This is a genomic window from Belnapia arida, from assembly GCF_016773205.1.
Taxonomy (GTDB): Bacteria; Pseudomonadota; Alphaproteobacteria; order Acetobacterales; family Acetobacteraceae; genus Belnapia; species Belnapia arida.
Genome location: NZ_JAETWB010000052.1, coordinates 1 through 20,440 on the forward strand (window position 1 = coordinate 1; position 20,440 = coordinate 20,440).

The 20,440-nt window shown below is 64.1% G+C and carries 16 protein-coding genes and 2 pseudogenes; 7 read left to right on the forward strand and 11 right to left on the reverse strand.

Translation table 11 applies throughout. The features are described 5' to 3' along the window. Nucleotides 1-363: 363 nt before the first annotated feature. Nucleotides 364-597 carry a hypothetical protein gene (locus JMJ56_RS29900; protein WP_236038845.1) on the forward strand — a complete coding sequence of 78 codons (234 nt, stop codon included), beginning with the start codon at nucleotides 364-366 and terminating at the stop codon, nucleotides 595-597. A 102-nt stretch (nucleotides 598-699) separates the two neighbouring features. Continuing rightward, the gene (locus JMJ56_RS29905; RefSeq protein ID WP_202835408.1) at nucleotides 700-903 is read left to right on the forward strand and encodes a cold-shock protein; all 204 of its coding nucleotides are present in this window, start codon (nucleotides 700-702) and stop codon (nucleotides 901-903) included. A gap of 465 nt (nucleotides 904-1,368) precedes the next feature. Here the strand turns inward: JMJ56_RS29905 and JMJ56_RS29910 are convergent, their stop codons facing one another. The 6 genes from JMJ56_RS29910 to JMJ56_RS29935 form a co-directional block, all read right to left on the reverse strand. Continuing rightward, on the reverse strand, nucleotides 1,369-1,836 hold the full coding sequence (locus JMJ56_RS29910; RefSeq protein ID WP_202835409.1) for a hypothetical protein: 468 nt from the start codon (nucleotides 1,834-1,836) through the stop codon (nucleotides 1,369-1,371). 867 nt (nucleotides 1,837-2,703) lie between these two features. Continuing rightward, nucleotides 2,704-3,720, reverse strand: coding sequence for a calcium-binding protein (locus JMJ56_RS29915; RefSeq protein WP_202835410.1), 1,017 nt, complete (start codon nucleotides 3,718-3,720; stop codon nucleotides 2,704-2,706). A gap of 1,001 nt (nucleotides 3,721-4,721) precedes the next feature. Beyond that, complete coding sequence (locus tag JMJ56_RS29920; protein ID WP_202835411.1) at nucleotides 4,722-4,958, reverse strand: hypothetical protein; 237 nt, start codon at nucleotides 4,956-4,958, stop codon at nucleotides 4,722-4,724. Then, entirely contained in the window at nucleotides 4,955-6,595 is a 1,641-nt protein-coding gene (locus JMJ56_RS29925; RefSeq protein WP_202835412.1) for an exodeoxyribonuclease VII large subunit, read from the reverse strand. Before JMJ56_RS29925 ends, JMJ56_RS29920 begins: the two co-directional genes overlap by 4 nt. A 110-nt stretch (nucleotides 6,596-6,705) precedes the next feature. Next, nucleotides 6,706-8,421 (reverse strand): hypothetical protein, encoded by a 1,716-nt coding sequence (locus tag JMJ56_RS29930; protein ID WP_202835413.1) that lies wholly within the window; start codon nucleotides 8,419-8,421, stop codon nucleotides 6,706-6,708. 249 nt (nucleotides 8,422-8,670) lie between these two features. Further along, nucleotides 8,671-8,901 (reverse strand): hypothetical protein, encoded by a 231-nt coding sequence (locus JMJ56_RS29935; protein WP_202835414.1) that lies wholly within the window; start codon nucleotides 8,899-8,901, stop codon nucleotides 8,671-8,673. Here JMJ56_RS29935 and JMJ56_RS35770 point away from each other — a divergent pair. The 3 genes from JMJ56_RS35770 to JMJ56_RS29950 all read left to right on the forward strand — a co-directional run bounded on the left by JMJ56_RS35770 (nucleotide 8,849) and on the right by JMJ56_RS29950 (nucleotide 12,073). Next, a complete protein-coding gene (locus JMJ56_RS35770) occupies nucleotides 8,849-9,067 on the forward strand; it encodes an HWE histidine kinase domain-containing protein (protein WP_407927970.1) in 219 nt (72 codons plus the stop codon). The two genes, JMJ56_RS29935 and JMJ56_RS35770, sit on opposite strands and share 53 nt — an antisense overlap. A gap of 1,380 nt (nucleotides 9,068-10,447) precedes the next feature. After that, nucleotides 10,448-10,918, forward strand: a complete 471-nt coding sequence (locus JMJ56_RS29945; protein ID WP_202835416.1) for a GNAT family N-acetyltransferase — start codon at nucleotides 10,448-10,450, stop codon at nucleotides 10,916-10,918. Nucleotides 10,919-11,830: 912 nt separating this feature from the next. Next, nucleotides 11,831-12,073, forward strand: a complete 243-nt coding sequence (locus JMJ56_RS29950; protein ID WP_202835417.1) for a hypothetical protein — start codon at nucleotides 11,831-11,833, stop codon at nucleotides 12,071-12,073. A gap of 40 nt (nucleotides 12,074-12,113) precedes the next feature. Here JMJ56_RS29950 and JMJ56_RS29955 read toward each other — a convergent pair. The 3 genes and pseudogenes from JMJ56_RS29955 to JMJ56_RS29965 all read right to left on the reverse strand — a co-directional run bounded on the left by JMJ56_RS29955 (nucleotide 12,114) and on the right by JMJ56_RS29965 (nucleotide 15,419). Then, nucleotides 12,114-13,342: pseudogene (locus JMJ56_RS29955) on the reverse strand (IS3 family transposase). Nucleotides 13,343-13,644: 302 nt separating this feature from the next. Next, entirely contained in the window at nucleotides 13,645-14,397 is a 753-nt protein-coding gene (locus JMJ56_RS29960) for a DUF72 domain-containing protein (RefSeq protein ID WP_236038847.1), read from the reverse strand. A gap of 377 nt (nucleotides 14,398-14,774) precedes the next feature. Beyond that, nucleotides 14,775-15,419, reverse strand: a pseudogene (locus tag JMJ56_RS29965) (SMP-30/gluconolactonase/LRE family protein). Between the two features lie 924 nt (nucleotides 15,420-16,343). Here JMJ56_RS29965 and JMJ56_RS29970 point away from each other — a divergent pair. Then, entirely contained in the window at nucleotides 16,344-17,660 is a 1,317-nt protein-coding gene (locus tag JMJ56_RS29970) for a replication protein RepA (RefSeq protein WP_202835418.1), read from the forward strand. A 188-nt stretch (nucleotides 17,661-17,848) separates the two neighbouring features. Here the strand turns inward: JMJ56_RS29970 and JMJ56_RS29975 are convergent, their stop codons facing one another. Then, nucleotides 17,849-18,763, reverse strand: a complete 915-nt coding sequence (locus JMJ56_RS29975; RefSeq protein WP_202835419.1) for a hypothetical protein — start codon at nucleotides 18,761-18,763, stop codon at nucleotides 17,849-17,851. A gap of 257 nt (nucleotides 18,764-19,020) precedes the next feature. On the opposite strand from JMJ56_RS29975, the gene JMJ56_RS29980 reads away from it, so the two are divergent. Continuing rightward, nucleotides 19,021-20,010 (forward strand): alpha/beta fold hydrolase, encoded by a 990-nt coding sequence (locus JMJ56_RS29980; protein WP_202835420.1) that lies wholly within the window; start codon nucleotides 19,021-19,023, stop codon nucleotides 20,008-20,010. A 161-nt stretch (nucleotides 20,011-20,171) separates the two neighbouring features. Here JMJ56_RS29980 and JMJ56_RS29985 read toward each other — a convergent pair. Next, nucleotides 20,172-20,440 (reverse strand): integrase core domain-containing protein (locus JMJ56_RS29985; protein ID WP_202835421.1); only part of this gene is annotated, 269 nt, incomplete at its 5' end.

Consider the following 20,440-nt stretch of genomic DNA (forward strand, 5'->3'; position numbering starts at 1 on the left):
AAATCGGTTCAACGTCTTCTTCGTCATGGCTCCAACCTCTCAAGGTTTGAAGCCTCCGGCAAACCCAGAGCGGTTCAAGCCAGCGCGATTCGTTGCCTTGGTTGCCGATCAGGAATGCGCAGGCAAGGGCCGGGATAGTGCAAAAGCTGGTGGTGCCACGATAATGCCGCGATGCGAACGGAAGGCCGACATGCCAAGCTTCTACAAGTCTACATTGAGGAGCATCCAGGGGAGGTTCTTGTGTCCAAGACCGCTAGCATGGTGATTGCCATAATTGCATTGGGCTTATCCGCCTCGGTTCCGGTCAGCGCCTCCGCGGCTCCGGCCTCGGCCGCACAGGCTACCCCAGTCAGGATGGCCCAATTGGTCCAGTACTGGGGCTCCGGTCCGTACCAGTCCGACGACGGCTGGGAGCGCCGCCGCCAGTGGCGGGAGTGGCGCGCACAGCGAGACGAAGCTCGCATTGCCGAAGCGGCTCAGCGCGAGGCATGGCAGATTGAGCAGGAACGTGAGGCGCGACGGGCGTGGCGGCATGCGCAGCGCGAGCAGCAGTATGGCAGATCTGGTGTTGGCTACGGCTATCAACGCGGTTGGTGAAGGTCGGCCGCATAGTTGGTTGAAGGTCAGAGCCACAAATCGCAACTTTCCTTCACTCTTCTGTTTCGGGCATCCTTCCCGAAGATTGAGGGAGGGCATGACATGGCAACGGGCAGCGTGAAGTGGTTCAACGCCACCAAGGGCTTTGGCTTCATTCAGCCGGATGGTAGCGGCAAGGACGTCTTCGTCCACATCACCACCGTGCAGGCAGCGGGTCTGAACGGCCTCGATGAAGGCCAGAAGGTCAGCTACGAAGTTGTACGTGAGCGCGGCAAGGAGGCGGCAGCGAACCTCAAGCTCGCGTGAGATGACATCTCTGCGCCTGTTCGCTTGTGCGGATAGCGGTAAGGCGAAATGCAAGGAAGCATTTTGCCCTGGCCAGTGATGAACCGTGCAATTAGGATGTCCGGAGAAGCGTCACCGCCGTTCAAGACCTGATTGCGGATACGTTGCCCCAGAGCACTTGGTGCATCGTCCCGAGGGGCGACGGCTGCGGAACATGGCAGCCATCGCTACTGGAGATGCAATCGTCAGGTTACCGAGGTGGCTGGGCACCGCCCCGGATCGCCTCGCCGATCAGGGCTACGGCTTCGGTCTCGTAAGAGGGCCTACCGGTCCGCATGGAGCGTCCGTACCCGTCCGAGGGCCGGAATGCCTCTTCGGCCGTCGTGCAGGCAAGCGTGTTGTCGATGGACACGCCGCGTAGCTCGCGCAGACCCACGAAGCCCATCCGGCGGCCCGGCAGGGGTCGAACAAGGGCGTGGAGGCACCTCACCCAGCCCGCCTCTGGCTGTCGGCCAGGCCTTTGCCCATGAGCAAACCCATCTCGCCCGGTCGATCCGCGTACTCCCGCATGGTGCGATACGGCACGGCAGTGACCTCCGCGATGAAGTTGAGCTTCGCGGCGGCATCGAGAGCGCCAAAGCGGCCCGCCCCCGGCTTGCGCTCGTATAACGCGGCGACCGCCTGCACCGTCCGGACGGGGACGAGGCCCAGCACCCTGACGTGCTCCGGCGTCACGTCCGCCGCGGTCAATGTTCGGTTGGCCATCGTGTAAACCTCGGGGGCCGCACCCGGCGGCTTGGCACCCACAGGAGGCGTGGTCGATAGCTGGACGAACGGGAAGTCGAGCTCGGCACCGTTGGCTTGCTCGATGAAGACGGTGTCCCCATCGCACTCGAGGACCGTGCCGCTGCGCTTGCCGTCTCGGTGGTAGACCGTCTGCCCAACCTTGAACATGTCCTGTCCTCCCGCCGCCGGTCGCCCGGGCCGGTTGTGCCATGGCATGCGGCGCATGGCGAGCGAAAGGCCCTCCGTGTCTGCACGGCGGCTTCGGTCCATAGCTTACTAGCTTCGGCCTTAGACGCCGCTGAAGCTGCTAATCTGCTTTTGCATGGCCGCATCCACTCGCTTCCGCCTCTCCGCAGCTTGAGCGGGCGTCAATGGCGATTCATTCCGAGTCGGTGGCGGTGGATCGACGCCGATCATGAGGAGGCGAAGGAGCCATCGTCCTATGCGCTTCATCAGCTTTGTACCAACTTCATCACTTTTACACTCCTCCACTTCTGAGGTCCTTCGCCATACCCACGCGGTTCAAAATCACATGGGACACTCTGGCGGCCGCGAGGCGCACCTCGCCGCCATGCTGGCCCAACGCTCGGGGCAGGTGCGACCTTTGGAACGCCTGGCGCGAGGTCAAGGTGGATCTCAAAGGCGCGGTGCCTTTAGACGCCGCTATCCCGATGCCCGACCCGGAGCGGCCGACTCTTTGTGAGTGGATGGCAGCCGAGAAGGTGTAGAGGCTAGGCTCGACGGGTGCCCAAAGGGTGCAGCACACATAATCGGCGGCCGTGACCGCTCTGAAGTTGAACCGGCGGTAAGGGTGGCATGCTGCCGTGGCTTCTCGTCGAGCGGCAGGGTGCCTACCCGGCTCCCTGCCCTCTCCGCACCGCGTCCAGTACCGCCTCATGCGTCGCTTCAGGCGCTACCGAAGCTCGCAGGCGAGTGGTTCTCACCGGAGCAACCGGCATACGGTAGATGGACGATCCTACGCGGGCGGACCCGAGGGGTCTCATTGGGGAGAGACGTCCCCGGGCGCAGCCAGCGCTACAGGATGAAGTCACCCTCCGTGAGCTGGAAGACCCCGCCCAGGACGATCTCGGCGTCGGCGACGCCGTCCGTCGGCACCTCGACGAAGCCGAGGCTGTCCTCGGTTGGCCGCGACACGAAGGTCGGCGTCACGCCATCCAGTTGGATGACGGTGCGGCCGCCGACGATGTCGTAACGGACCTCGGGACCCTCGCCCGAAAACGCCTGCTGGCCCACGAACCTGTAGGCGAGGTCGCCGGAGGCGACGAAGCGGAACACGAAGCTGTTCAGGACGGAGAGATCGATCCGGTCCAGCCCCTGCTGGAAGTCGAGCACGACGTCCGCCTCGGGACCGAGGCCCGTGTCGACGACGGCCACCGTGTTCCGGTAGGGGTCGCTTCCGCTGGTGCCGAAGGCGAAAAGATCGCTTCCAGCCCCGCCGGAGAGCGTGTCCGCGTCGTAGCCCCCCGCGACCGTGTCGTCGCCGGTGCCGCCCCGGAGCACGTCGTCGCCGCGTCCCCCTCCCATGTCGTCGTCGCCAGCCCCGCCGAGGACCAGATCCGCTCCGTCCTGGGGCTCGGCCGATTCGAAGCCTTGGAGCTGCGGACGACCGCCGTAGAGCACGTCGTTCCCGGCCCCGCCCTCGACGGTGTCCGAGTCCGAGCCCCCGAGGACGAAGTCCGCCCCCTCGCCCCCCCTCAGGTGGTCGTTGCCGCGCCCGCCTTGAACCAGATCGTCGCCCTCGTTGCCGAACAGGTTGTCGTCGCCGGTGCCCGGCTCGAGCCCGGGGGCGGTGGTGGTGCTGTTCCTGTCGCCGATGATCGAATCGTTCCCGGCCCCGCCGAGGATCCAGTCGCCGCCGTCGCCGCCGAAGATCAGATCCTTCCCGGCGCCCCCGAGGACGACATCGCGTCCGGCGCCGCTGTCGAGGCTGTCGTCCCCGCCCAGGCCGAGAACGACATCTTCGCCGTCGCCTCCAAAAAGCGAGTCCGCCGCCCCGGTGCCGAGCACCAATCGTGGCAATGTCTTGGCCATTCCTTACTTTCTCCCGACGGGCGGCACGGTCAGTTGTTCTTGCAACGACGCGTTCAGCGCCGTCTGGCGGGAAGTATATTCAGGTTCATATACCCATCGCTTCACCTTGGCGTGGGCTCGCCGTTCGGCGGAAACCTCTCGGATTGCAACGTGCTACGCGCTCCCGCACGCGGCGCGTCGTCCGCGTCGTCCGCGTCGTCCGCGTCACCACTTGCTCCCTCACGATGGGGGGGCGTCGCCGGTCTCTCGGATCAGACATGCCTACCTGTTCTTGTTGATGTTGCTACCCGCTCCCCAGCCGGGAGACGCGCGGGATGCCGTCGCCGGTTCCCGCGCGGACCTTCAACGCCCGTGCCGCAGAGCGGCACGAGCATTGCGCCTCCGTTGCCACCAGCCCGCGGCGCGCGGCTGCGGGGCGTCCCAATCGGTCGTCCGGCACCGCGCGCCGACGGCACTAGGCGACCAACCCGAGCTCGTCGTCGTAGGCCGCGGGGTCCACCTGCAGGTAGGGGCGGAGTTCCGTCGCCTCCACCATGCCCGCTTCCACGAAACCCCGCGTCTCGAGCGGATCGCTTCGGTCCGTGCAGCGCGCCAGTGATCTGAAAGGGAGCTTATTTCTACTGCAATTCTCGTGGTTCCACCGCCACCGAGGGGCTGCTCGATACGGTAGCGACGAACATTCACGCAAGAGTCCGATCAGCTCGGCTGGCAGAGAGGGCATCCCGGGTCCCGAGCCCCGAGCGCGACGCGGGGCTGAGACGCAGCGCGGGGTAGTCCTCGGCTTCGGTAGTCAGACCCAACTCACTGAAATGCAGTCCGAAGGTCCGATTATGTACCCCTCTAACGCCGCCCCTTCCGCACCCGCACCCGCAAAAGATGATACGAACGTTAGGGCTGAGGTGCGTCCATCCCTGCCCCGGGAGGCTATAGCCTTCCTCCCATGGCCGCTATCCGCCGAGCGCATGTCCGGCTGGTTGTCGTCCTGACCATGCCCGCCGCCCTCAGGCCGACGCCTGCTGCTCGTCGACGAGTCGACGGACGCTCTCAATGCGTTCCTGGCAGTACGCGGCCAAACGCTTGGCGCGTATGACCAGCGGCTCGATTTGGTCGATGTCGGGAATGCGGCCCTGTGCAGGCTTCAGCTTCGCGGAGATCGCAAGCAGCTCGCGATAGGCGTCCTCGAAGCGCTCCGGAACTTTGTCGTCGGGCTTCCCAATCGTGACCTGGGTCTCGCTCATCCTTCATTCCTCTCAAGTGCTACGCCGTTATAGGACGCTGTCTCGGCTTTGCTGGGCGCAGGGCCAAACGGCTGCAGCATGATGGCGCCGTCGCGCATCTCAGCACGGATGGCTGCTGCGGTCGCCACAAGTGCGGCCGATGGCAGTGGCGCGCCATCGGCACCGCGCAGGACCGCGTACCCGGCTGCGAGGACCGCGCCAGGGTCGAGGGCCTCGGCCAGGGTCAACACCCGGCCGACCTCACGATCCACCACCTCGACGGTCGCTGTGGCGTGGCGCAACACCTCTGCCACCTGATCGGCAACATCGCGCGCGGTTCCGTCGAGTAGCCGGGGCGGCTCAGCTGCAACGGCCGCGAAGGCCCGAGTCACTTGGCGCTCATGTGCGAGCAGGTGCTCTCCAGCAAGGCGAGCGACGTCCGCCCGTGCCACCTCGAGCCCCTCGCGCGCGGTGTCCCGGCGGGCTCGCGCCGCCCTGAGGGCCGCCGCCTCTGCCTGGGCGACGAGGTTGCTGGCAGCGCCCAACGAGCCGCGGGCGTCGGGCTTCAGGCCATCGAGCGCCCCGCGCACGGTCCGCTCGGCGGAAACCAGCGCCCCACGCGCCTCGCGCTCGATCTCGGTCCCGACAGCGGCGAGGCCCCGTTCGACATGCGCGACAGCGAGCCGCACCTGCGAATGCATGTCGGTGATCGCGCCGTCCGCCGCTTGGGCGGCACTCACGACGGTGCCCCTGATGTGCTCCGCCACCTTGGAGGGCGTGTCCAGTGGGAGGCAGGCAACCTCGTCAATGAGGTTTCGGTCACGTTCGTGACCGATGCCGGTCATCACGGGCATCGGCATCTTGCACACCGCTTCGGCCAGCTTGTTGTCGACGAGGTAGGCAAGGTCCGCTGCGGCACCTCCGCCGCGAATGATGGCAAGGGCGCAGAATGGCGACGCTTGGTGCGAACGGTAGATGTTCCGCATCTCGGTGACGATTCGGGCGGCGGCATCGGGGGTCTGGAACGGTGCCTCGACAAAGGTGAACTCGACCAAGCCAACCGACGTCAGGCGGTCTACGGTGGACCGGAAATCGCCCAGGCCCGCAGCACCGGGTGGGGAGATAACTGCTACACGGAGAAAATCATTCGGTCGGCGGAGGCGGCGGTTCCATTCCCAAATCCCTTCCTCTTTGAGCCGTCGGCGAATGGCCTCAGCCCTCGCCTTCAGGTCGCCAAGCGAGTAGCTCGGATCAATGTCCTCAATCTCGACCGAATACCCGTAGTTGGCGTCGAGGCGGGAGGTGACTTTTACAAGTACCTTCGAGCCTGCCTCCAGGCGCAGGCCAAGGGCAGTGAACGCCTCGGTCACCCGGCGATAGACGCCTGGCCAGCAGCCGCCGTTGACCTGCGCGACTTTCTTGCCGGTCACATCATGCTCGACGAACTCCATGCGCACAAACCGGTCGCCCGGCTTCAGGGTAAGCAGTTCGCAGCGGACCCAGGCCGATGGCACAGCCTTTACCCGCGCGGCAACATCATCGAGATAAGCCTTCAGTCCAACAGCCCGGTTGGCGCGGTCATTGGGCAGATCAGCCCCAGTGCCCTCCTCTTGGGGGGTACTGCCAGCCTTGGATGGTCCAGCCGCGTAGGTGCTCATCTCTTCTCAGTCCAGCACAGCGGCAATGAGGGCGAAACACCAGATAGCAGCCCTCCCCCCCCACGCCAGCCCTGCCCGACGTCCAGAATGTATTAGAATTCGACGGGCGCCTATCTTCGCCTTCCCTTGGGCAACACCGCATCAAGCAGGCGCAGGCACTCGTCCCGGCGTCTTTCGTCTACGGAGTGCGTCCAAGGCGACTGCCCTAGGGCAGGCTGCGTTGTGCTTAGCCATAGCCGGGCCATGTCGGCATTACCTGGGAAGCGCCTCAACGCTTGAATCTCCAGTTCCTGGCGGCAGCGCACCGTTTCTGCGGTCATGACCGCTTCGTCACGACGGAAAGCTGTCGTGGCATGCCGGATCGACTCAATGCGCCGCCGCTCGTCGTCGAGAGCGCCTTTGATGCGCTCCTGCGTCATCCGGTCGAGACCAAGCCGACCCTCGTCGAAGGTCGTGCCCGCAGCACCGCGCACGGCGTGCTCGACCCAGGCAAGCCCGTCCACCTCGCCCATGGACAAGGCCGCCTCGGCAAGCAATGCATCCACGAAGTCCAACGACTCTCTGCGGCGTCTCTCCCGGACCTGCGCCTCGAACTCCCCACGGATGCGACGTCGCGTCTCTTGCCGGGCGTGCGCCTCCGCTTGCCGTGTCCGCCGCAATCCCTCGAGGGGCAGGCCAAGTAGGTCCCCTGAAACTGGATCGCCGCCCGCCCACGCCATCCTCTCCAAGTCACGGAGGCGCCGTAGGACGTTTTCGAAGCAGTTACCGCCCGCCCGGGCCAGGGCGCGCGGTGACCCGCCGAACCCCGGAAGAACCCGGTCCATCCACGGCTCGGCAGGCCTCGTCGGAAGTTGTGCCACTTTGAGCACCAGGATCACCTTGGCCCGGACGTCGGTTTCCCGCTTCCTGGCAGCCTCGGCGGCGTCGATTCTCGCCCTTGCCTCCCATCCACGCTCGTAGTCGGCGCGCCAGCCCTTCTGGATTCGCTCCACCAGGCCGCGCTCGGCGAGCCAGGTGGCGTAGGCGGCCATGACCTCGATGGGTGAGCGAAAGCCCCCAATTCGTTCGCGGAGATGCACCACTAACTCCGGCTCCCAGTTCCGCCTGAGCTTGAACGGCCCCTTCAACATCCCCTCCCGCTGAAGGTAGTTGAGCGCATTCTCGGCCGTGAACGTCCGGCCTGCGACGGCGACTGCGGCGTAGAATAGGAAGGCTGCTTGCCATGTTGCGGCGTCGAACGCGAAGCACCGGTCGCCGGGCATTGGCACGCCCGCGAATTCGCCGAAGCCAGCTTCGGCCGCCCGCGTCAGCCAGCCCCGGTGTCCACGTCTGGCTGGCTCCTGCCACGCCGCCGCCACCTCCTCGGTGATCCGGCCATGGAGCCGGTATCTACGCCGCCGCTCGGCCTCCGCCATCCTCTCGGCGATGAGCCGCAGCCGGGCCTCTTCGGCGGCGACCTTGGCGTTGTGGAGCCAGTGCCTGGGTGCCGTATGCAGAATGTGTTCGGCGTGCTCGGCGCGAGAACGGAGCTTAGGGACGCGCGAGAGGTCGAGTTCGACCGCTGCCAGGTTCCGGCTTCGGAGCTTGGCAATCTTCTCCGGCCCGCAAGGGTGTCTAACGTGGAACTCGATAAGGAGCTGGCGCCCGCGACCGGTCACGACCGCGTCCGGGCGCAGGTCGCCCATGTCAACCTCAGCCTCGGCTCCGTCGTAAGGAAACATTATCGCGGCGGCCACGTCGCCGCTTAGGTTGCCGACCTGTGCGATTGCCTTCGGCAGTAGGATCTCACGTGCCTCGAGGACGATCTCCTTGGCCAGGATGTGCAATGTCGTCTCCCAGGCACCGACACACGCGCGGTCCGTGTGGTGGGCGAAGTGGTGAACCTTACGGACACCCTTGCGCGCGACCAGCCGCTCGCCGCAGCCGGGGCACCGGCAGCCGCAAGCCAGACCCGACGCTACTTCGGACACGTGGGCCAGGCGGCCGTCTTCCAGAATGCCGTACGGAAGCCGTACGTCCTCGCTGTCCGAGTGCAGAGGTGCGTGTGGCTTGCAGGAGCTGGCGAGACCGTCCATTTACTCAAATCGCTTCGAAAGCGGAGACCACACGATAAGATTGGCCACGCTGGTCTCGTCCCCGATGGTGATGAACATGCCACCCTTAGCCGAGCCCGGCTTCTGCCGCACCAGCACGATGCCGAACGCCGTTACCCGGCGCCCTTCTCGGGCTGTGGCAAGGTCGGCGCAAGCCACCATGCCGCGGAAGCGCAGTTCCCTCCGTGGGAAGGCGGTGGGATGGCAGGCCACGCGCGCATGCTTCGTGGCGCGACTGCTGGCCGTGTCCCGGGTGCATCGGATCCTGGTGGACGGGAACTGGTCCGGCGCCCCGTTGCGCGGGTTGGCTGAGGCCCAGTTGGGCCACTTCCTTCAAGGCAAGGAGAGACGTGCCCAGTTGCAGGGTCCCGAGGTATGACTCCGACCTGGCGCTGCCGTGACGTTGGGCTTGGCATTGCATGAGTTGGCCGCGAACGCTGCCGCCTATGGTGCCTTGTCATTGCCGGTCGGCCGTGTGTCGCTTGGATGGGCCATCGTGACGGTGGCGGGCGAGAGGCGCCTGCGCTTGCATTGGGCCGGGTTGGACGGTCCACCAGTGCAGGCGCTGTCACCGCATCGCGGTTTTGCAGCCGCCTGCTGACACGGGGAATGGCGGGTGAGTTGCGGGCCGAAACCAGCCTGCGGTTCGAACCAGCAGGCGTGCAGTGCGACATTGATATGCCCTTGGCCGCGGCTGTGGGCGGGGGCCCTAACCCGGTTTGGCTGATTTCATTTCCTTGCCGGTCCCTGGCCGTGGCCGACCACGATGGATCCTCACCGTGCTACCCATGTGTTCGATCCGGCGCTCCATCACGCGGCGACCCGGCTTCGACCTCAACCCGACCATCCGTTATTACACCAAAGGCACTGAACCTCTCGCTACTTTGAGCGCTGATGTGGAAGGACGAAACGTCTGGCGTCGGGGTGTACTATGAGCAAGTTGCAAGGGGATCCGCCTCTCAATGGCGGAGCAGTGCCGCGACTCATAGTCAAAGCCCAACGTGTGGCTAGACCACCAACACCCTGGATATGGGCAATCCACGAAGAGGGTCGAGCGGAGCCGTTTCGGTGCTCGACACGTCACTACCGATCTGCGGAGGATGCCTGGGCCGTCGGTCGCGCCATGCTCAACCGCTACCCGAGACGCGTGATAGACGGCTTAGCCAAACCTCAGTGGAGTGAGATCCCGTATAACGGGCCTGACGAGGTTTAACTCGCCATCTCCGGGTGCCAGTCAACCAAGTCGCGATTCTACAGCCCTTACATAAACCACGTCGAGCAGGTTCCCGCAAAGCAGAAGGCGCCACTCCGAGACACTTCGGCTTGCGCTCTGCCCGGGAAAAGCACTCCGGAGCGGCAGCCGTAGCATAGAGCGCCACTCTTCGGACTTAAAGCGGAGGTCCGCTCCATTCCCGACTGCATTGTCAGCCCACTCTATCAAGAGTCGCAAGCCAAAGCCCCGCAGTGCTGGCGGGCCTGAGAACGGCGGTCCTTCGTGCTCCACCCACACGCCTTGGCCGGAGGCGCTGTTGCAAGTGATGGAAACCTACCCTGCCGGGAAGCGATATGCCGCCGCCCTTGGCGGCGATGACGGTGGGGTCGTACACGGCCATGGCCAGAGTGAGCGCCGCCCACGGTGGCAGGACCATGCCTTAGACCAACCGCCCCGGTGATTGTCCGGTGCCGACTCAAACCGACGCTGCATAAGGATGTGTGGCAGGGCTCCCGTTAGGATGGGCGCTTCTCCCGGAGGCTCTCCATGTTGGTCCATTGCGCCGAGGAGGACGATGCAGGCCCGGCGACAGAGGTTGCCCGCCGGTCAGTCGCCGAACTGTGCCAGGCGGACTACCGAGGCGACCGGCAGGTGCTCGCCCGTTGGTTGGCGAGCATGGCCCTGGGGGACTTCCGCCGCTGGATTGGTAGTACCGACCGGTCGGTCTGCCTCGCGGTTCGGGAGGACGGGCGGCTCGCTGCGGTAGGCATGGTTGCCTGGCGCGGTGAGATCGTCCTGAACTACGTGGTGCCGGAGGCGCGCTTTCTCGGGGCAAGTAAGGCGCTGGTCGTGCACATGGAGGGGCACCTGCGGGCGCGGGGTGTGGGCAGAGTCACGCTGCTCAGCACGCATGGCGCGCGGCGGTTCTACCAGTCGCTCGGCTACGAGGAGGTCGGTCGCTTCGAAAGCCGGTTCGGCACCCTGGACGCGATCGAGATGGCGAAGCCGCTCGGGTAGTGGCCGCGGGGCGCGATGTCCGCGGCTCCGCTACGCATGCGAGACCCTCGAACCTGAATGCCCGCACTCTATCCTATGCAGTCATTCATCAGGTCGGTTGGTGTTAAATCTTGCAAAAAGAGAAGTTCACTTGCGCGCCGTCCACTGTCAGCGGCGTGATACCCGGGCGCACTACTGGCCAGGACCCTCATCGGAACGCTCAAAGGATGCAAATGTGCGCAAGGGGGCCTGTGTTTAGTCGCCATGGAGCAAGCAAAGGTCCGCTGTGGCCCGCCTGAGCATCCGTGAGGTCTCCCGTGTTGGCCCTGAATTGAGCGGATCCGGACCGACTCGTGGCATGGCCGTGTCGACCTCAAGCAGTACCCGCGCAGCAAACTCGGCAGGCGCTTCTTCAAAGGTTGCGGCATAGCGCCGCAGAGCAGCCTGTAAGACCAGCAGCCCGTCCCGACGGTCGCCCTTGTGCCGAAGCCGGGCCGACGCAGCGATGCCGCGAAGGGAGTCGATCGTTTGTGCGTTCGCCATTGTCTCCGATGTCCCCCGATATCAACGGCCGTGGTGCCGCAGCTTAAACAAGTTGACTGGACCGGACGACTAAGACGAAGACATGGCGCGCTGGAGGCAGTTCGACGGCAGGACGTGGTACGCCTACCCCGCCTTGACGGCCGATCTGCGTAACATGGGCACAGGCGGAAATCGTGCGATAGTTGGCGGTGCCATGATGATGCCGTGGTGTGGACAGAACGCCGACACGTCGAGTTTTTACAAACCCGCACTGAGGAGCACCCAAAGGAGGTTCCCGTGTCCAAGACTGCCAGCACAGTGTTTGCCGTAGTTGCGTTGGGCCTATCCGCCTCAGTTCCGGTCAGCGCTTCTGCGTCTCCTGCCTCGACCGCACAGGCTGCCCCGCTTGGAATGGCTCAATCGGTCCAGTACTGGGGCTCCGGTCCGCACCAGTCCGATGACGGCTGGGAACGCCGCCGCCAGTGGCGGCAGTGGCGTGCGCAGCGAGACGAAGCTCGTATTGCCGAAGCAGCGCAGCGTGAGGCATGGCGGATCGAGCAAGAGCGCGAAGCGCGGCGGGCATGGCGGCATGCGCAGCGCGAGCAGCAGTATGGCGGATACGGCGTTGGCTACGGCTATCAACGCGGTTGGTGAAGGTGTACCGCGCTCGGTTGTTGAGACACCTGAGTGAAGCCTATGCGGCGAGAGCCGCGGGTGAAAGCTGACCCTGGCGGACGGCGTCCGGTGTTCTGAAGCCGTGGCGCTCGATCAGCCATGTCGAGTTGTAGGTGCGCCTGAACTCGAGCAGGGCTTGGCGGAGCTGCTCGACGGTGTCGAAGGTCCGGACCCACAGAAGGTTCTCCTTCAGGGTACGGATGAAGCGTTCGGCGCATCCGTTCCCCTCAGGTGCCCGCACGAAGGCGGGCGAGCTCTCGACGCCGAGGAACGTCAGCTCGCCCTGGAAGGCGTCGGACATGTACTGGCTGCCGTGGTCGTGGCGCAGCGAGAGTGCCGCCGCGATGCCCTCGGCGAAGCCGCCGAAATGCTGGCGCACGCCCTGCCTCAGGGGCTCGAGGGCCTCGAAGCGGGTGCCGCGCCGGGCGGCATGGATGCCGACGCACCCGGCGCTGTGGTGATCGACGGCGACGAACACCGCCGCCTGGCCCTGGCCGGTCCAAGTGGTGGTCATGTCCGTGCCCCACATGATGTCCACCGTGTCAGGGAGGATGGTGCCGTCGTGGTTGCGTGGCCCACGCGGCCTGCCGACCCGGGACGGGGCGAGCAGGTCGTGCTCTCGCATCAGTCGCAGCACCCGGCGGCGGGAGGTCCGAACACCCTGCAGGCGCAGCCTTGCCCAAACCTTGCGGTGCCCCTCGCCATGGAAGGGGCTTGCCGCGAGGACGGCCCGGAACGCCTCCAGCAGCGCCGCATCAGGCATCGGCCCGACCGGCCCAGATCGCCTGGGCGGTTCCGTCCGGGGTGGCAGACGATGGCGGTAGACCGTGGCCCGGGCTGCCTGCCAGACCCGACACACCCGGGCCAGGCCATAGGGTCTGCCGCTGCTCGGCGAGACGGTCAGGCTCATGGCCGTGACCTCCGCCGAACCAAAGGGCGACCGCCCTCCAGGGCTGCGACTTTAGCCTCCAGCAGCTCCCGTTCGAGCAGCATCTCACCCAGCCGCGCCTTGAGCCGCTCGCTCTCCAGTGCCTCGCCGTCAGCAGGTCGCGTGGCCAAGCTCGCCTCACCACCCGCCAGGAAGGCGTCGCGCCAGCCGCTCAGTGTTGCGGCCGTGACCCCCAGTGCCCGCGAGACCGTCTCCTGGTCCTCGCCGCGGAGCAGCCGCAACACCGCATCTCGCTTGCGCTGCCGCGACATCCGACCACCCCGGCCAGGACCGGCCGCGTCCACTGTCTCTGTCGTCATCGTGCACCCCATCGGCGGATACCGTCCGCTTGCGGGATGTCTCAATCAACTGTGGGGCGGAGGAAAGGTCGGCCGTATAGCTGGGTGAAGGTCCGAGCCACAGATCGTAGCCCTGCCTCGCCCTATAGTTTGGGCCATCCTTCCCGGAGATTGAGGGAGTGGGATACAACCAAACCAAGCGGCTGACCTATGTTGCGTTTCCTCGACCGGACACTTACAGGTAACAGGGCGCCGTTTCACCTACAGGAACACCCTCCGGGATTGCACATGGCGGTTTGGGAATCGTGTTCGACGTCCCACTCTCACTGCAGCTGCCGGAAGAGGTCCAGCGCCTGCGCCGTAGCTTCGCCAAGGGCGGTGTTGTCGAAAATACACCAGCGGTTCTCAGCCTCCGAAGGAGCGGTACGTAAGCGTTCGGCTGTGGCTGCGACTGTCTCAGGAGCGTAGGCGGAGTAGTAGACCTTCGGGGAGCCGTGCAGGCGGATACAGACGAGTCCCAGCCAACCGCCTGGCTGTGCGGCTTGAGGCACCACTGCCGGATCAGCAGCAACCCGTGCGACATGGTGGTTCCTTAGCACTGCATCTGCGACATCGCTGAACCATGTTTCGTGACGCGGCTCGCAGGCGAGTTGCCCATCGAACTTCTCGCGGAAATCGCCAAGGAACCGATCGGCTATGGCCCGCTCAAAGCGCAGGCTGGGCGGAAGCTGCACTAACAAGGGACCTAACGCGGGACCAAGCGCTCGTACCTCCCCGAGGAAGCGGGCCAATGGCTCCACTAAGTCGACAAGCCGACGAGTGTGCGTGATTTCCTGGGGCAGTTTGACCGAGAACTGGAAGCCGGTCGGCACGCTTGCAGCCCAGCGCTCGTAGGTCGACGGGCGATGGGGACGGTAAAAAGACGAGTTGATCTCCACGGCTCCGAGAGTCCGCGCATAGCGCTCTAGGTGGCTGCCTTCTCCAGGGAAGGCTCCAGCATACTGTTTTGGGATGCCCCAGCCAGCCGTGCCAACAAAGAAGGGTTCCAGCGAGTGCCTCCGCCTGACAGGTGACAAAGCAACGCCTCATACGCTGAAGGGTCGCGTAATCGGCATTACGTTCTTTCAGTAAGAGAGTTCGGCTTCCGGTTCATGCCCATGCCCATGCTCACCGGCGGCATCGCACTCTCTGCTTACGTGCTGGGGCGACCCTTAGCATCTGCTTGGATTCGATATATCGGCTTCGTGCTCGGCCCAGGCCCAACCCTGGGATTTAAGGTGAGCTTGGGATATGGGGGGCGGGCTAGTGCAGGAGAAAGCAGGCCACCGATGCAGCGAGGTCGACCGAAGCATACATTCTCACTAGGCTTCGCTTCGTTGTCCACGGTCTGGCAATGGAGATGGTGTTGGTGCCTTCTGCGTTGGCATGGCAGTGGCATCCGGATGCTACCCAACTATCGCTCCGAGGCGGCATCCCAATTCATCGTCAGGATGGAACCCGTCTCGGACTCCGTGATGTAAACTGTTTTCTCATCCGGCCCGAAAGCAAGGTTGGTGGTAGTCGCCCCTTTGCAGGATCGGATCCGCGCCATGGACTCGCCCTGTGGGGACACGGCGAAGACCGACCCGAGCGAGGCGTGGGCTACCAGAAGATTGCTCGAGAGGTCCATGGCCAACCCGTCCGGGCTGCTGGTACCGTGGAAGAAGGCAAAGCGTCCTACCTTGGCGGTGCTGCCGTCCGGCAGCAATGGCAGGCGCTAGACGGCATTGTCGCGCGTCATGGCCACGAAAAGCACGTCCTCATCCCGGGATAGCGCCAAGCCGTTCGGGCTGGGGCCGTTGGAGAGCAGCAGGTCGAGCTGACCGGTGGGGCGCAGCCGGTCCACGCGACCCGTAGGGTCGTGCAGGCCGCTTTGTCCCTGAGCGGCGAAGTAAAGGTCCCCGTTCGATGCGAAGACGAGGTCGTTCGGTCCCTTGAAGCGCTCACTGTCGCGGCGGGTGAGCAGCGGACTGACTGCGCCTGTCGCCAAGTCGAGGGTGAGGAGACCCTGCTTGTAATCGGCAATGCAGAGGTGCTTTCCGTCTGGATGTAGGGCCAACCCATTCGTCTCACCGTCATACTCGGCGACTTGAACTCATTCCCTTTCCGACGGAATTCGGAGTATACGACCATGCGGGATGTCAGCGACATAAAGATGGCCCACACGGTCGAAGCACGGCCCTTCCAGAAAGCAATCCACGGGATGACTGCGCTTGTTGGTCCTTGACCACTCAGTCACCACGGGGCGGCGCAGCAGCTGCGGCATCTCCGTGTGCACCTGTGTCGTGAGCTGTCGAGGCAGAGGTTGAAAGCTCGGCATGGATCGTCTCCCATGACAACCACCCTGTGGTGCTGGACTTTCGCTCGATGATACCGTGCGGACCACTAGGTTCCCATCCCCGGCGCGGCATCCCGCAGAATGGTCGCTCGCTGGCCAATGCCATCGCTGACCCGCTCGCAGGAGCCGGTTCATCACGGGCACCAAAAGGTTTTGCAGAGAATGCGTACGATGCTCCACTGGTCTCGACCCGTATCGCGTCGCGTGGGGCTTGCGACCGCCTTGGGCGCAGGAACCTCGCCCGCAGGGCGCTGGAGTCGTGGCTTACCCCGCAGGGGGACTGCACTGCTCGCTGCCGCGCTACCACCTCCCCTGCCATGAACAGCAGCATCGCTGTCAGCCCATGTTAGACAGCGGGCCACCATCATCGAGCATCGCATGGACCAGACTTGGCCGCCGCGCGGCAGCCATGCAGTCGGTATCGTCCCTGAGCTGCCACAGCAGGCCCGCCTCAATTGCCGACGGGTGCCGTCCAGGGCGGGAAGGCAAGCGAGACCAGTTCCACCTCATCGAATACCGACATGCTTGCAGAAGCATGGATGAGCCGCCATTTGGTAAAATGGTGACTGCGTTCCCCTGTTTTCTGTTTCGGTGTGTAGCGGGACCGCACCCAATCACCCCAGTGCAGTACGAGTTACACCACGCATGACACAGATTTCTAAGCCGCGCTCTCTGGCGGCCAACGTCGCAGCCGTACCTTCTGATGAGCATGTGTTGTGGCACCATGCTGCACTCTGTCAGCTGGCGTTGCCGCCTAGCCCTCTCAAAGGTAACTGGCACCGCCAGGTCGAGACGGCGGCAGTTACTATTATCCCTGGCTCCGACGACACCGTAGCACCAAGCGGCAGTTTTCTTCGGCTGCTTGCTATGTGCATCTGCGATGCTGCCGTAAAAAGCTGTACCCCCGCGATAAACCTTGGACCAAGTGCTGCTGTGCTGGCATCCAGGATTGGGATTATTGTCGACCAGACAACTTTGGATACGATTGGCAATCAGCTCGCGCGCCTCGTATCAGCGAAGGTCACGGTGGCCCTCAACGGCGGACCAGAGCTGACTCTGCTCGACGCACGGAGCAAGCCGCGCATAAGCGCGAACGGCTGGCATCCGAACCTTCGGCTGAATGCCCGTTTTCATTCGAGCCTAATCGAGAACGCTATTCCGCTGGACTGCCGCATCCTGACGGAGTTGGCGAACTCCCCAGCGGCGATGGACGCTTATGCGTGGATCCGGCATGCCCTGGCCCATGTGGCAGCAGGTCAAATCGTCTCAGCCACTTGGCAAGACCTACAGAGCAGGTTCGGTACTGATAGGCAAAACAGCGATGCTTTTAGGTCTGTTTTCGAAGATGCTCTGCACCAGGTTTTCTCGGTCGACCTCTCAATCGCCATCGCTGTCGATGACGATGGGGTCAGCCTTCGTTCGGTCGACTCAGAGGAGACTGAAGCGAACCCCCACCCAACTCCGCAGAACGACCAGACGACCGCTCCCGTCCAATCGCCCGGCGCCGAACTCTCAAATGAACCTGTTCGGCCGCAGCCGACAGCGCCGCATGCTGGAAACCCAGTGGAACGGGATGTTGACCCAGAGCCACAGGCGCGCCCGCACGTCAGCCATGCCACGACTGGTACTCCCGCTCGATCTGCACTAGGGCCGGTCAGCCTCCAGCCGCGCCTTACCGGATTGAACCAAGTTGTCTGGCTTCGACAGGCCAATGGTGACCGTGACATCGTGGTGGGTGTTACCCCTGATGCTCAGTTCCGCCCCGAACGGCTGACCGTTTTAGCGCTGGAACCCATCGTCATGCAGGTAATTGGTGGCATTTCTGAGCGAGATTTCGAGCGTGTCTCGGCCTGGGTCATGACAAACCGAGACCTCATCGATGATGTATGGGAAGAGAAATTGGCCTCTCTGGAAGACATTTACGGGCGTGTACGCAAGGTACCGGCCGTTGGCTGGCGCTGAGCATCGCCTGCTCTGCTAATGCCGAGCTACCTCAAGTCGCATCGGGGAAGCGTGCCTGAGCTGAGGGCTTGATGCCGTGAACGGATGAGGTCGGTGGATACGAACGATATCGCTGCCCACCAGCAATGCCTCCGTTCTGATAACGCGAGAATGGCGCAGTTCGGCCTTCGGCAGCCCGCGAGGCTTTGCTACTCCTCGTCCAACCTGAGAAAGGCCCGCGCCGCGTGCTTGACTGCGGCCACCTGCCCGGTACGCAACGCCTCAATCGGTGCCGTCGCCAGATTGGGGTCGGGTTCAAGCAGGAACTGGAGGGCAGACCACGATCCAGCCTTGGCGGTGTGAAATGACTCAACGACTCGGTCGATGCCATGCAAGGCAATGAGCCTGCCGGTGCCGTCAGCTTCGGTGAACTGAAGCTTCGGAAGGAGCGTCTCGCAGGTCAAAATTACCCCCAAAACCATGCCAGCCAAGAGCCGCTGTTGCATGGCTCGTTCGGAAATCTGCAAAGCTTCGGCCGCTTCCACCAGTGTGAAGGCGCCACCCGCCTTGCAGACTAACGTATTGGCTAGCTTGGCAAACCTTTCTTGGTCCTCTGTTGTCGATTCAGCACCATCGAGTTCCTGGGTAGCTTTGGCCTCCATGGTCTGACCAAGCGTCTCCAGTTCGAGAGTCAGCTCACGGATGGCCCGCTCCTGGTCCTGCTCCAGCATGAGCAGCAGAGACTCTTGGTTCGGCAACAACCTTGCCACTATGGCAAATGCACGCCTCCGCATTTGAGCGTCCCTGGCTCCCGCTCCCGCTGGTGCTCGTAACACTGCAATCACCTCAGCCAGCCGGATTTCCGAAGCATCCATCACTTTGACATGCTGCTCGTATCGCCCGCCCCTGCTGGCTTGGGTTTGCTGACGTCGGCGTGCCGCTGGCTTTGCCGCATTGCCGCCGCTCAGTATTGTCGCCGCCGCCTCGATGGTATCGATGAACAGCGCCTCGCTCGGCAGCACCGAGGGCTCTGCATGCTCATAGCTTGTCGCTAACCCTCGGGCCTTTTCCACGTCCCGCACCCAAGTTGCTTCGTCCTGGAAGCCGGGTTCGAGGCGAAGCACAATCATTCCGAATTAGTAAAACGTCTCGACGATGGCGAGGTCCACAGTGAACGCCCTATCCCATAGGTGGTGTTCAGCTCGGGGTCAGCCAGAGCGCGTCTCTGTCACCAACGAAACCACCCAGATCCAGAACCGTTGACACCATGTTGCAGTGCAGCATTTTGTTGGCTATGCGCAGCCATGATGTGAGCTCCAGCGGGCTCCACTGATTTTGGGAAAGGACAGCTGTGAGAAGCTCTTCAGCAACCAGGACGTTCGTGACAGGCCGCACATTACTCGTCGGCGCCGCAGCCCTCGCTGGACTTGCAGTGGCAAACTCCGTTGTCACACGGCGGGCTGAGCGGAAGCACCCGCCGCAGGGCAGGTTTATCAGGGTAGATGGCGTACGCCTGCACTACACCGACCAGGGTTCCGGGCCGCCGGTGGTGCTGGTGCACGGCAATGCAGTGACCAGTGGTGACTGGGGCACTAGCGGAGTCGCCGACCTGCTACTGGAGCGCGGCCATCGGGTCGTGGTTTTCGACCGCCCCGGCTTCGGTCATAGCGAGCGTCCGCGAGGACGCGCCTGGACGGCCAAGCAGCAAGCGGATCTGCTACACAAAGCCCTGAAGCAGTTGGGCGTTGAACGGCCAGTCGTAGCTGGCCACTCCTGGGGCGCGATTGTTGCTCTATCGCTGGCAGCATGCCATCCGACGGACACTGCGGGCTTGGTTCTTCTATCCGGCTACTACTTCTGGACCGTGCGCCCTGATGTGCTGCTCGTCGTGCCTGGAGCACTCCCGGTTGTCGGCGACATCCTGCGCTACACGGTCTCGCCGCCCCTCGGCCGCGTGCTGATGCCCTTACTCAAGCGGGCCATGTTCTCGCCCTCGCCGGTCCCAAGTCGCTTTCGTGCGGAATACTCTGATGCCATGGCCCTGCGACCTTCCCAGATCCGGGCAACCTCTGTCGATGGCGCGCTCATGATTCCGGGTGCGCTAGGGCTACGCCGCCACTACGAGGACCTATCGATGCCGGTGTTCATAATGGCGGGAGACGGCGACAAGGTAGTCTACCCGAAGGGCGCCAGACGCCTGCACAGCCACGTTCCAGGTAGCACGCTGCGTATCATCGAGGGCGCCGGGCACATGGTCCACCACTTCGCGCCGCAGGAGGTTGTGGAAGCAATCCGGCACGTCGGCGAGGCATCCCACGAGAGCCGTTGGTTGCCCCATAGTGTTGCGGCGGCTTTGGCGGAGACGGTGTAGGCGCCCAGTAGAACACATCTGTAAGGTATGCGGCGGGCGCGCATAGAGCGCCCGCCCCGATTGGCACGTACAGCAGCATGTCATCAGAACTGCTTCTAGCAAAGATACGGTTATAACCAGGCGCGAGTGATCGGCCCCCATCGGGTGGTCCGCCGTGAATGTTAGTTCAACATTGGCCTGGGCGTCACGACCTGTGTGGTCGGCGGCGCCGGTCGGCGTAGCGCCACGGGCCAGGCGGCGAAGGTGGACATGAACACCTCCGGTGCTGGCGGCCTGAAGCCGAGCGAAGCGTGCGGGCGGACGGTGTTGTAGTGCCGGCGCCAGCTCTCGATCACCACCTCGGCCTCACGCAGGCTGTAGAAGATCTCGCCGTCCAGTAGCTCGTCGCGCAGGCGCGCGTTGAACGACTCCACGTATCCATTCTCCCACG

Bases quoted from the DNA above. Each gene is read 5' to 3' on its own strand.
- JMJ56_RS35770 (WP_407927970.1), top strand. From the start codon at position 8,849: ATGCCGCGGAAGCGCAGTTCCCTCCGTGGGAAGGCGGTGGGATGGCAG.
- JMJ56_RS29950 (WP_202835417.1), top strand. From the start codon at position 11,831: ATGGCTCAATCGGTCCAGTACTGGGGCTCCGGTCCGCACCAGTCCGAT.
- JMJ56_RS29910 (WP_202835409.1), bottom strand. From the start codon at position 1,836: ATGTTCAAGGTTGGGCAGACGGTCTACCACCGAGACGGCAAGCGCAGC.
- JMJ56_RS29945 (WP_202835416.1), top strand. From the start codon at position 10,448: ATGTTGGTCCATTGCGCCGAGGAGGACGATGCAGGCCCGGCGACAGAG.
- JMJ56_RS29905 (WP_202835408.1), top strand. From the start codon at position 700: ATGGCAACGGGCAGCGTGAAGTGGTTCAACGCCACCAAGGGCTTTGGC.
- JMJ56_RS29925 (WP_202835412.1), bottom strand. From the start codon at position 6,595: ATGAGCACCTACGCGGCTGGACCATCCAAGGCTGGCAGTACCCCCCAA.
- JMJ56_RS29970 (WP_202835418.1), top strand. From the start codon at position 16,344: ATGACACAGATTTCTAAGCCGCGCTCTCTGGCGGCCAACGTCGCAGCC.
- JMJ56_RS29915 (WP_202835410.1), bottom strand. From the start codon at position 3,720: ATGGCCAAGACATTGCCACGATTGGTGCTCGGCACCGGGGCGGCGGAC.
- JMJ56_RS29920 (WP_202835411.1), bottom strand. From the start codon at position 4,958: ATGAGCGAGACCCAGGTCACGATTGGGAAGCCCGACGACAAAGTTCCG.